The organism is Leptolyngbya sp. Heron Island J (genome assembly GCF_000482245.1).
Taxonomy (GTDB): Bacteria; Cyanobacteriota; Cyanobacteriia; order Phormidesmidales; family Phormidesmidaceae; genus Leptothoe.
Map to the genome: position 1 here is coordinate 1 of NZ_AWNH01000091.1, position 11,511 is coordinate 11,511.

Consider the following 11,511-nt stretch of genomic DNA (forward strand, 5'->3'; position numbering starts at 1 on the left):
GGGCGCATCTAGCGGTTCGGGGAGATGCAAGGTAATGCCAAAGAGTGTTGAGCGAAGAGAGCGTCAAATCGCTGATTGACCCAAGCAACTCTCAGCGCGAGTAGATGATTGAGGCCCGGCTCACTCCAGCGCATCCCCACGCCTTTAAACCGTTGCTGAATCAGCCATTTACAGGCACTTTCAACCATACCAGAGCCTATCGGTAGCCCCTGGTGCTTAAACAAACGATACTGAACATGCGCTTGATGCGTCTTGAAATAGTTGTGAACTCTCTGCAGAATGGGTTTTGTTGAGGCGGCAGTATTGGGTGAGCGGATAAGCCAGTGCAGCTCGTCGAGAATGCGATGTACATAGCCATGGCGCAACTGATGGCGCAGTCGCTCGAACCACATCTGTGGGGTGCGTGCTGGGTTGCCATCATGATAAGCCTCAGCCGCTTGCCAGAGATGGGCAGCGGCATGATAAAAATCCAGAATGCCGGTGGCCATGTGAGCAAAGCAGGTGTCGAACAATCGCCAAAAGCCCCTGGCCCCATCACTCAACCAAACCACGTGAGGCGCAGTTTCAATCCCTTGTCGAACAGCTTCTAATTGCAAGCGAGGTTTGAGGCTCTCAAGATCTCCCAACACTGCTACTAATCGCCGCTGTTGCAACCGAGTGACCGATTTACCATTTCGATTGAGACGATGACTCAATCGAGCAAGCAGGGCGACTTTGACCTCACGCCAGCGAGTCTTTCCTCGGGGTGTTCCTGACTGTGGTCGCAGGGGGACAGTGACCCCATCTGCCGCAATTAACAACGGCATGGCCGCCACCTCATCACTCAAAGATTCACGGGGTGGTGCGTGACCGTGCTGCCAGCGTTCAACCTCCTGCGTCCACTGCCCCATGGCTTGTTGTCCATAGTGTTGTACCCACTGCCACAGACTATCATCACTGACGTGGAGTCCACTCAGTTGGGATAACAGCCAGGTGGCTAACTCAAAGGGAACAAAGACCGCTAGCAAGCAGCCCAGACGCACCAACTCTACGGATGTTTGCTGATACGCATCAATGCCCAAGGCCGTATCGAAAGGAATCGATTGACTGCCTCGGCACCCTTGAGGGCATCGCCCCACCCGTCGTCGCCAGTGCACTTGACCAACCAGCGTTAACATTTGACGCGCGGCGAAGCCTTTACTATGCAAGCGATGACCACACACAGAACAGGTTCCCCACGCAGTCGGGACCTGAGCTCGGTCGTTCAGCTGTTGTTCTACCAAGGTACGGGCAACATATAGCCCGATGTGCCACGCACACAAGACAATAGCGGCCAGGGTTTGACTCTTTTGAAGACGGTCGAAGAGACCTGACCAGTCTAATGGGTCAGGACACTCCTTTGAGGGAGACGCTAACATAGAAGTGAGTTTTTATGAGGGCTTGCCCAGGTTCGGGCAGCCTTTTTTCTACTTCTATTCTCGCAAATTGGGTTTACCGGTTCCCCGAACCTTCAGATGCGCCCACCATTACCATATCTTGGATGATAGCGCTCAGCATAGTCCCTAGCGATCTGGTAGCCCCAATGGCTCGACTCAGAAGGTCGCAAGATGCCACACAACGCCTTTTCAATTAAGAGAACATCCATACTTTGAATAATTCGCACAGGTCCCCAGGCATGATTCTTATATTGATTATTGACGTTTTGGACGTTTGATAAAAGGTCACGCAGGCGCTGCTTTTTTTCCGTTGTTGGCTCGGCCAGATAAGCTTCTATTTGACAAACTGATTTATTCACCAATGTCTTGTAATCACGCCAATCTTTAACTTCAAGATGAGAGGTTTTTGCTTTCTCTTCCATCTTTTTATGAGTCAATCTAGCGAGATACAGAAAGAATTGCTCAGCCGCGTTGAGATCGGCACAAAGACTTTTTATACTCGTTAGGCGAGTGATGTTGAAACTCTTGCCCTGACGTAACTCTTGAGCAATTTTAACGAGGGTGCAAATCTTCTTTGATACTGTTGACGATGCCATTTCAAGTCTTCACCAAGATCTTCAAGTCACTGTTCGCATAAGATTCTTTCTATTTCTTAAGCCATAGCAGAAGGGCAAAAAATCCTAGAAGAAGTGCCTCAGTTGCTAGTAAACCATTCAGGGTTTGGGCATCTTCGGGTTTTAGAACAAAGTGCGATCGCAACAGCGTATACGGCACAAATTGTAGCAGAACAATGCCGCCAAACATAAACCAGACTGACCAGGCTAGTCTGCGCCAGAGAGCGATCGCAGCTGTCACATCAAAGAGTAACAGCGTCACATCCATACCACGCCATAACAACGGGGTAGACATCCAGGGAGTCCCTGTCAGCCCAGCCATGTTGCCAACATGAACTGTAGCTCCATATAACAGCACCAATGCCATCATCCTGGCATAAGCAGATGTCCAGGGTTGCTGCAGAGGTAAATCACATGCTTCTTGGTTCATCATTTTCAGCTCTCCTTTGATGAAACCATGCTGTGTTGAGGACGGCGTATTGCCATAAACCAGACCCACAACAGCAAGAAAATTTGCAGTGGGATGCGAAAGAACAAATAACGAGGACCGTTGACATTGCCACCAAAGTCAACAGAATTTAGAGCTGCATAAATGTTGGAAGGAAATACACAAATCAAAAAGGCAAGGGTAACCAGGCCACTAATACGCCGACTTGATGGCCGCAAAACGCCAAGTCCCAGAACAATTTCCATAAGCCCAGTGATATAGATAATGGCATAACGACTTGGAACCCATTCTGGCAGCATCTTTACCATGCCGTCTGCTAAGCTAAAATGACTGACCCCAGTGAATAGAAACAATGCGGCAAAGGCAATACAGCCAGCGGTGCAAATCCGATTAGGACGCTGGGCAATTGTCAGAATGCCCCAGGTCACAACAAAAACACTAAGCAACACAACCAAAACAACCATTCAGTCTCCTTTCAATTCATATGGAGCGATCGCTGCATGACCCATATTTGCAATCCTCAGAAAGCTATATTCCGTAAATTTAGCCTTCAAATTAACGTGGTTAGAGTTACATTGCTTTTTCTTTTCTTTTCAGGATCCTGGTTGGCTAAGACCTACGGTTCCTGACGAATGTCAGACCTGGTTGGCGCGGGCGGTGCGGCGCATGCTTCCAGGTGGGGCACTGTACAACCGTTTGAAGGCTCTTGAGAAAGCCGCCTCTGATTCATAACCGACGCGATCTGCGATCGCGGCAATCGGTAGCGAAGTATCGCAGAGCAAAGTGTGAGCCAATTGCATTCGCCACCGCGTCAAGTAGCCCATGGCCGGTTGACCCACTAATTCCGTGAATCGTGCGGAGAAGGCCGAGCGAGCCATATTCACTGTTTTGGCCAGAGACGCTACTGTCCATGAATACTGGGGCTCACGATGTGTCAGATAAAGTCTCAACTATTACACCATAGGCCCAAGGTCGCAGTCAGATTGCTAATGCCGAGAGCCTAACGGCGGCTCACATGAACAACTCGGACTTTTTCAGGCACATTGAAGTACCCCTAAATCCTAAGCGTTACATTCAGATCCCACAAGTCACCGCAAGAAAGTAACAACCCCGCAAGAAATGACAAGCATGGTCAGAACACTCGACCTAGGCTAAGGATGTTCTCACTTCAAGGAACTTGACCCATGTCAACCGACGCAACTTTTCAAATTGCTCTGATTTTGGCAACCTTGCTATGTTCCCTCGTAGCAGGCTTCTTGTTTGCCTTTGCCACAGTCGTGATGCCCGGCATCAAAACGTTGAATGACCGTGAATTTATCCGAGCGTTTCAGGTGATTGACGGTGTCATCCAAAATAACCAGCCGCTATTTGTGGCCGTCTGGATGGGGTCCGTAGTGGCGTCGGTGACGTCAGCTGGGCTGGGCTTCAGACAATTGGATGGCGTTCAGCGTCTGCTGTTGCTCTCGGCTCCTCTCATTTACATCCTGGGTGTCCAATTGTCCACTTTCACGATTAATGTCCCGCTGAACAATAAACTCCAAGCGCTGAACGTTGATGCCATGGATGAAGCAGCACTGCAGGCAGCCCGAATAGATTTCGAACCCGGTTGGAATCGCTGGAACTTATTCAGAACACCGTTTGCTGGCTTGGCATCGGTCTTGTTTATGATTCTCCTCTTCAGACTTTGAGGAGCACCTAGGCTGCTAAACCACGTCCAAGTTGAAACTTGTAGTTTCCTCTACGGTAAAACGACCGTTCTGGACGTGGACAAGGTTTACACGCAGCCATCAGTCCATATCTTTAGTTTCAAAATCTTTAGTTTCAAAGAGAGGTCATGACAGATGATTTGTATTACTGGAGCGGGTGGAACCGTCGGTAGCGAAGTTGTCAAACAGCTGGAATTAGCAAAGGTGCCGTTTCGCGTTGCCTACTTCTCGAAAGAGAAGGTGGACGCTGCACTGGCAAAAGGGATCGAGGCCGTCATCATCGACTACAACCGTCCTGAGACTCTTCGTGCGGCGTTTCAGGGATGTGATAGGTTGTTTCTTCTCGGACCAAACGCCCTGAACCAGACGCAGCTCGAACTCAACGCCGTCGAAGCGGCGAAAGCAGTTGGCGTACAGTACATCGTGAAACAATCCGTTATGGGAGCCGAAGAAGAGGCATTCAGTCTTGCCCTGGTTCATCGCCCCGTCGAGAAAGCGATTGAATCGAGCGGCATGGCATGGACGTTTCTCCGCCCTAATAGCTTTATGCAGAATGTCGTAACGTTTATGAGCGAGACAATCAAGACTGAAGCCGCGTTTTACAGTGCCAGCGGCGCAGCCAAGATCGCCCATGTCGATGTGCGTGACATCGCTGCGGTGGCTGTGAAAGCATTAACCGAACCTATCCATACAGGACAAGCTTATACGTTGACTGGACCCGAGGCACTGACCTATGACGAACTTGCGAACGAACTGTCGAAGGTGCTTGGGCGTTCAATCAGTCATATCAGTCTTTCTCCGTCGAACTTGAAGCACGGCATGCTGGCAGAAGGAATGCCAGAAGCGATCGCAGATCGGATGCTCGACCTCGAACGCTACTATCGTGAGGACCAAGCAAGCCGCATCACAAATGACATAAAGCAGGTGACCGGACACGATCCAAGACGATTTGCGCAGTACACGCGCGACTATGCATCGTTGTTGCAGTTGGCACAGGCGGTGTAACAGTTCTATGTGGTAAGTCAGACTCTATAATTGTCTGGAAAGGCCTGAACCGTACCAGTATGCGAGCTATCGCCCAGGAGATGAGTTGTACCACGGGAGTGGTAACCCACTATTTCTGCAATAAGCAGGAACTGATTTGAACTGTTTAAGCGCCCTGACCTGTTGCGTCAGTTTTTCGCTCACCTGTTGAGTGGTTTGAGCGGAGTGGGTACCCACGTCGAAAGGATGTAGAGCTAAATTAATGTGCATGAGATGTTCACGAAAGTTAGCTTGGGCTTGCTGAACGCGAGCGAGTTCTGTTTGAATCGCCTGACCGGCAGCATTGTCTTGAGTCTCCGGCCCTTTTCCATCTCGAAGACGACGTTTCAGATGAATCGAGCGATGGTCCAGTTCCAACGCTAATCCCCGAGTTAATTTACGCATGGCATGAAATAAATCGGCGATACTGGGACACCCTAACTCATTCAAAGCGAGCTTGATGAGGACCTTGGCTCGGTCATTGACACAGTAGTGAATACGGCCACTCCAGTCTTGGAGCATCGTTTCAACGGAGGTTTGCCAGGTTGTATAGCGATGCTCCTCCACCTTGTCCTCGACGAGAAGATAGCTTGAACTCAACTCCATCATCACCAAAACGGTTTGGTCCAACCAGGTCTCATCAACGCCTACACAGATGGTAGATAGCGATTTGCATGCCTGATGCAATCTCTCTTGTTGTTCTGTTTGATACGCCAAAATCTTCTCTTCTAGAATCTGTTGAATCTTACATAATTTGTCCCGCCTTAGACGGATAGCCGCAATATTTATTTTTTGCAGTTGGAAGGTGAGGATAATTCAGGTATTGGAAAGCACTTAAAGGGTAATGCCATGGCTGAAAATGGTGCGGCTAATTTAAACCATGATTTTGTTTCGCTAAATGTGTCAATTTCCTTTATGGTTGTTGGCGAGTGATTAGAGCTAACCACTCGTACCCCGCTCTAAACATCATGATTGGTCTATGGTTCGACGTTCTCTACGTAAGTCTTTAAGTTTCTTAACTGCATTGATTGTAAGTCGCTCTTGCTCAACCCAAGTTCAGGTTATAGCCCCTGCTTTATCGAATCCGCTACCGCCACCACCACCATTGATTTTGCCTAACGGGAGACCGAATTTAATACCGTTGCCAACAGCCCAGGAAATCTGGAAATGTGAGGTCGTAGTTATTGGTGGCTCCCTTGGGGGTGTAGCAGCTGCATACCATGCTATGCAGGCTGGGACCACTACCTGTCTTATTGAACTGACCCCCTGGCTAGGAGGGCAGATTAGCTCGCAAGGGGTATCAGCAATTGATGAATCCAGAGCAATGTGGGCCTATCAGAGCTTTTCACCTAGTTGGAGAACCTTTAAGCAAAAAATTGCTCAGCAAACAGTGACCTTGCCAGAATGGACGGGGCGAGCCACTGTAACTGTCAATGATGTGAATTCGTGCTGGGTAAGCAGGCTGTGCTTTGTACCAAAAGCGGGTGCTAATGCTGCCCAGCAACATTTAGAAAATGTGTTACCAAAAGCGCCTAAAAGCCGTTGGCAAACTCAAACGGCTTTTAAGGGAGCAACATTTGATGATAGTGGTCAGGAAATAGTTGCCATTCATGCTGTGCAGCGTATTCCCAAAGAATCAAATTATATGCCCATGGGGCGACTATCTCAAGAATTGGCCAGCTGGTATGCTTGGTCTGCAGATGACACATTTGAGAAAGTACCGTTGCGATTAGAGCCTCCTAAGGGAAAGCGCATGATTGTCATTGATGCTACTGATACAGGAGAATTTGTGGGCTGGGCAAATCTGCCTCATCGATTGGGATCAGAAGCTAAAACGACCACTGGAGAAGTGAACGGAGCCCAAAAAGATAACCCACAGTGTACTCAGGCATTTACGTACCCTTTTGTAGTGGCTATTCATGATGATGGAGGTAAAGGCCTGGCGGCTTTAGAACAAACATTACAACAATATCCGCCATTCTATGCGCCTCATGAGCATGAAAAAATATTTGAAATGGAGGGATTTCCCTTTTTTGCAGGTCGTAGCTTTTTTAACTATCGTCGGATTGTGAGTAATACTCGAAACGATCCATTTTACTCTGTACCTGTTAGGGGTGATATGACGATGGTAAATTGGAATCGTGGAAATGATTGGTCCTGGATGGATCCACCTCTAATTTATACGGCAGAGCAAGTGAAAAGAAGTGGTCAGCAACAAAATTGGTTGGGAGGGATCTCGACCATAGCTTTGCGCCATGGTGAAGATCACGCTTTATTATTTGCTCGCTGGCTAGTTAAAACCAAGTCACAGCAAGGATTTCCATTAAGTTATTTAATGGGTGATGAAGCTTATATGGGGACTCAGTCGGGGTTGAGTTTGGTTCCGTATATCCGTGAAGGCCGACGTATTTTAGGTCGTGCTGCTTACGGTGACGAGGCTTTTCTAATGCGTGAAGCTGACCTCAGAAATGACCAAGTCGGTGGTCGTGATTTTACACCGACGACGGTAGCAGTGACTCACTATGATATCGATATCCATGGTTGCCGCTATCGAAATGGTGCTCCTACTGGGGAAGCGGTCAGTGCTCCTGCTGCAGAATTTGTTGTACGTCCGGTACAGATTCCCCTGGAGAGTATGATCCCCCAGGAAATTAATAATTTGCTGATAGGTGGTAAGAGTCTTGCTGTGAGTCATATTGTGAATGCGGTTACCCGAGTTCACACGAGTGAGTGGGGCGTGGGTGCTGCAGCCGGAACCACCTCGGCTTGGCTGGCAAAACGTCCTGAACTAACGCCGGCTGATATTGTTAAGCAAGGGCATATGACCAAGCTGCAGGAACAAATGTTAAGTCAGAATCTGCGATTAACATGGCAATAGTAGACAATCCTTTCATACTCGTCCTCCTCGCAGCGCTTCCATACATCTGAGACTCACTCGCTATGATGATAGAGCGGCTGATTAACGATCAGCTCATCTAGTTCTTGACAAAATTTTGTACAAAAATGCTGCAAAAAATTAGCACAGCACTTTTCACTTACCGTGAAATCCTTGTCAGAAGATGAACTTAGTCCTTAAGCATTTCTTTTGTAATCAGCCGGTCGTCCGTTCGAGTCGGATCACCAGCTTTTCAATGAATATGTTGCCTGCAAGGGTTTTTGGCCCCCTATATTTTAGCCATATCCAAAATACAGGGGGCTGTTTTCGCTTGATTTTCGGTAAAAATCAAACGCCAGAAGCTATTGGTATTAAAGGCTTCAGTGGAATTAGCACAGAAAATAGTACAAAAACAGTACAGAAGATCTTCGTCTTCACAGCCCAAACGACATAAACTTACAAGGGCTTCAAAACTTTTTGGATAGTCCAATACCGGAAAAATACTCTGTCGAATCAGCCAATGAGAATTTTGTTCAAATAGTACAGTCAGATGAGAGATGGCCTGAGACCCATATTAGCTAACGAATTAGCGGCCTCAGCAACAACATTAGGGGCATCTTCATGGCCGATGATATTGAGTAGTGCTTCAAAGCCCTCATCATTTCTCTTAGCCCCTAACCCCATCGCAACAAAGTAGCGAATCAAGAGCTCTTTGTCGTATATGTTTTGCTTGAGAAGCGGCACTACCATAGAGGGTTCATGACCATAGAGGTTCATGATACCGAAGTTCGGCAATTGCCTTCATTCTGTTTTGAGGGTTAGAACTCTCAAGAAATGATTCGATTTGTTGGATATCCATAATCGTTTTAGAAACCAGGTTATAGATCTAAGCAACATTAGTTAACTAATATAAATATCACTCAGATTCTGACCCACGTGGAGAGCCGTAATCATAGAAGCCAGATAACTAAAGTATTGAGATATCCAGTAGAAATACTTATTTGTACGGGTTTCCACCCTCTATCTTCCAAAGACAAGTTAATTAGAGTACTTAATGTAAATATTCGCGAAACTTAATGCATGGAGGCTGCCACGATGCCTTTGATGACCTTTGTAATTTTTCTGCTATTCCTTTGGTCAATTGGAATTGCGCTGAATCAGTTTTCCAAACAAGAATCCACCGAAAAAGCCTCATAAAGGCTCAATGTAAGGAAAAGGTGTTAATAAACGCGCTTCATATCAGAAAAGATTTACCTCAATCCAAAATGATTGGATGAGTACCCAAAGAGCATATTGATAGATTTAGAGTCTTGCCATGCAACATTTCCACGTAACTCAAACGCTCAATATAAACTTGCCCAACGAAGCAATTGCGATTGAGCATTACCTGTGTCAGCCTCAGCGACTGGTTCAAGCGATTACTGATTGCAATCGAATTCAACAGTTAGCCCCATCTCACTTTCGTTTGCGGCTTCGCCCCTTGCAATTCATGATGTTACGGTTTGAGCCTGTTGCCGAGTTGCAAGTCTGGACAAACTCTGATGGGGCACTTCAGTTGCGATCGCTAAATTGTGAGATTCGAGGAGCAGAGCACCTGAATCGGTCTTTTAATCTAGATTTATCCGGTACTCTGGCACCTCATCGCCAGGAAAGAACCACGGAGCTACTCGGAAAAGCAGACTTAAAGGTGCAATTAGAAATACCACCTGCTCTTCAGCTGGTTCCTGAACAAATTTTAAAGACAACCGGCAAGGCATTTCTCAATGGCATTTTGTTGACCATAAAGTCCCGGCTGGAACGCCAACTGATTCAAGATTATCGGCACTGGGTCGGAGCCAACCAGGCTGGTCAAACCTCTCTAGCCAGTTCAGTAGGAAGTCTTGCTAGCTAAGTCGATAGCATTAGGTTCCTAAAAAGTGAAGCAAAAGGAACCAGCTAACAAGATTGCACCCATTCCAATTGCTGTTCAGTCCCTAGTGCAAGGTTAGGACACTGTGGTAGTCAGCGTTGCGCCAACGGTTTTCCAAGTGGCGGATGAGGCAACCTACGAAAAAACCTACCTCACTACGGCTAGAAATCTCCTTCAAGCGCTGAAACAAACATCTAGCGTGAAACAGGTTATTTATCTCAGCAGTTACTCAATCCATGGAGATCGCTAGGGAGAGTGGGCTGATGAAAATACTTCTATTTTCCCGACCGAATCTCGCAGTCAGATACGGTATGAAGTAGAACAGCCTGTATCTCAGGCAGCCAGCGAGTGTCAAAGAGTCTGCATCCTACGGCTAGGTGGGATTTATGCAGTTTATTCATCCTCAGACCGAAGTTTGAGGGCTCAAGACCGGACTTAAAACATTGCAACATAAATTTATATTACGTTACAATCATTAATGTGACGCTTCAGATTTTAGGAACCCACCCTATGACTATTGCCGCTGACAAACCCGTTTATTTTAATATCTTCGCCACTGTTCCCGATGCGGTAGACTCCATCCAAAGGCTACCTGTTGACGATCAACTAGGTCTCTTATGGGTTCTGTATGAAAACATGGGAGGCTTAGTGACGCCTGCGGCTTCTGGCGCAACAGATCGGATCAAATTAGCCGGAGATTTAATCTATCAAGTGGCTAATCTATCTCATGAAGAGCAACTGCAATTTATGCGCGATTTAGTCGCAGGAACTAACAATGCCATGACTCGAGATTACGGATGCCTGACTAGCAACAACAAACTGGCATTTTGGTATCAGTTAGCCGAGTGGATGCGCTCTGGAGATGTTGTTCCAGTACCGCAGGACTATCAGCTCTCTGCACCGGCAACAGCAGTCCTGAATAAGCTCATAGTACTGGGTTTCAATCAACAGATTGCAGTCCTACGCCTTATTGCTGGCAAGATGGGCATTAACCCATTAACAGCTTAAAAGTCGGCTTAAGCGCTTATTTTCTAGCAAGCAAGTTAATGCTCACGAGCGACACCAGACCATGCAAATTTATTGGCCTAAATTCCTTTTGAAAATTCTGTTCTGGTTAAGTGCAGAAATAGCATTGACTTGCTTAGGCTTAGACGATTTAGCCGACTATAGCGAATTTCTTCTCCAAGATCGCAATAATTTCTTATCGCCTGCAACACCTATTGAGCTTGTCACTGAAATTTGATAAGCCGCAGCCTGCCAAACCCTCCAACTTAGTAATGCAGTCTTCTCTCACAACAGGTCGAGTTTCTCATCAGCTCCTCAAGCTATCACTTCCCATGGTTTGGGGTGTCTTAGCAATATTGGCGTTTAGTCTGGCTGACACATACTTTATTGCTCAGTTAGGCACGAATGAACTAGCAGCTATCAGTTTTACTTTTCCAGTAGTGTCCATTTTGGCAAGCGTAGCCATGGGCTTAGGCACAGGTGCAGCCTCTGTTATTGCTAGAGAAATCGGTAAAG

Annotated in this window: 14 protein-coding genes; 8 read left to right on the top strand and 6 right to left on the bottom strand. The window is 47.1% G+C overall.

What is annotated here, in order from left to right:
• Nucleotides 1-8 precede the first annotated feature (8 nt).
• From N836_RS63940 to N836_RS74880, 5 genes are all read right to left on the bottom strand, one after another.
• Complete coding sequence (locus N836_RS63940; RefSeq protein ID WP_023071473.1) at nucleotides 9-1,397, bottom strand: ISKra4 family transposase; 1,389 nt, start codon at nucleotides 1,395-1,397, stop codon at nucleotides 9-11.
• Between the two features lie 92 nt (nucleotides 1,398-1,489).
• Nucleotides 1,490-2,011 carry a hypothetical protein gene (locus tag N836_RS63945; protein WP_023075309.1) on the bottom strand — a complete coding sequence of 174 codons (522 nt, stop codon included), beginning with the start codon at nucleotides 2,009-2,011 and terminating at the stop codon, nucleotides 1,490-1,492.
• 49 nt (nucleotides 2,012-2,060) lie between these two features.
• The gene (locus N836_RS63950; protein ID WP_051394671.1) at nucleotides 2,061-2,462 is read right to left on the bottom strand and encodes a hypothetical protein; all 402 of its coding nucleotides are present in this window, start codon (nucleotides 2,460-2,462) and stop codon (nucleotides 2,061-2,063) included.
• Between the two features lie 2 nt (nucleotides 2,463-2,464).
• Nucleotides 2,465-2,941 (bottom strand): DoxX family protein, encoded by a 477-nt coding sequence (locus tag N836_RS63955; RefSeq protein ID WP_023075311.1) that lies wholly within the window; start codon nucleotides 2,939-2,941, stop codon nucleotides 2,465-2,467.
• Between the two features lie 171 nt (nucleotides 2,942-3,112).
• Nucleotides 3,113-3,361: a helix-turn-helix domain-containing protein gene (locus N836_RS74880; RefSeq protein WP_268744329.1), complete on the bottom strand. Its 249-nt coding sequence runs from the start codon at nucleotides 3,359-3,361 to the stop codon at nucleotides 3,113-3,115.
• A 300-nt stretch (nucleotides 3,362-3,661) separates the two neighbouring features.
• Here N836_RS74880 and N836_RS63960 point away from each other — a divergent pair, with 300 nt between their 5' ends.
• The 4 genes from N836_RS63960 to N836_RS63975 all read left to right on the top strand — a co-directional run bounded on the left by N836_RS63960 (nucleotide 3,662) and on the right by N836_RS63975 (nucleotide 8,084).
• Entirely contained in the window at nucleotides 3,662-4,165 is a 504-nt protein-coding gene (locus N836_RS63960) for an anthrone oxygenase family protein (RefSeq protein ID WP_023075312.1), read from the top strand.
• Between the two features lie 153 nt (nucleotides 4,166-4,318).
• A complete protein-coding gene (locus N836_RS63965; protein WP_023075313.1) occupies nucleotides 4,319-5,188 on the top strand; it encodes an SDR family oxidoreductase in 870 nt (289 codons plus the stop codon).
• An 80-nt stretch (nucleotides 5,189-5,268) separates the two neighbouring features.
• Nucleotides 5,269-5,328 carry a hypothetical protein gene (locus N836_RS74885; protein ID WP_235071154.1) on the top strand — a complete coding sequence of 20 codons (60 nt, stop codon included), beginning with the start codon at nucleotides 5,269-5,271 and terminating at the stop codon, nucleotides 5,326-5,328.
• A gap of 857 nt (nucleotides 5,329-6,185) precedes the next feature.
• Complete coding sequence (locus tag N836_RS63975) at nucleotides 6,186-8,084, top strand: FAD-dependent oxidoreductase (protein WP_031293815.1); 1,899 nt, start codon at nucleotides 6,186-6,188, stop codon at nucleotides 8,082-8,084.
• 543 nt (nucleotides 8,085-8,627) lie between these two features.
• Here N836_RS63975 and N836_RS77210 read toward each other — a convergent pair.
• Nucleotides 8,628-8,831 (bottom strand): HEAT repeat domain-containing protein, encoded by a 204-nt coding sequence (locus N836_RS77210; RefSeq protein WP_235071153.1) that lies wholly within the window; start codon nucleotides 8,829-8,831, stop codon nucleotides 8,628-8,630.
• 565 nt (nucleotides 8,832-9,396) lie between these two features.
• Between N836_RS77210 and N836_RS63985 the strand changes: the two genes are divergently transcribed.
• The 4 genes from N836_RS63985 to N836_RS0139135 all read left to right on the top strand — a co-directional run.
• The gene (locus N836_RS63985) at nucleotides 9,397-9,972 is read left to right on the top strand and encodes a DUF1997 domain-containing protein (RefSeq protein WP_023075320.1); all 576 of its coding nucleotides are present in this window, start codon (nucleotides 9,397-9,399) and stop codon (nucleotides 9,970-9,972) included.
• Between the two features lie 103 nt (nucleotides 9,973-10,075).
• Nucleotides 10,076-10,240: a hypothetical protein gene (locus N836_RS76750; RefSeq protein WP_161635024.1), complete on the top strand. Its 165-nt coding sequence runs from the start codon at nucleotides 10,076-10,078 to the stop codon at nucleotides 10,238-10,240.
• A gap of 260 nt (nucleotides 10,241-10,500) precedes the next feature.
• Complete coding sequence (locus N836_RS63990; RefSeq protein ID WP_023075321.1) at nucleotides 10,501-10,998, top strand: orange carotenoid protein N-terminal domain-containing protein; 498 nt, start codon at nucleotides 10,501-10,503, stop codon at nucleotides 10,996-10,998.
• Between the two features lie 269 nt (nucleotides 10,999-11,267).
• Nucleotides 11,268-11,511, top strand: a 244-nt coding sequence (locus tag N836_RS0139135; protein WP_031291915.1) for an MATE family efflux transporter, incomplete at its 3' end; no start/stop codon positions are given.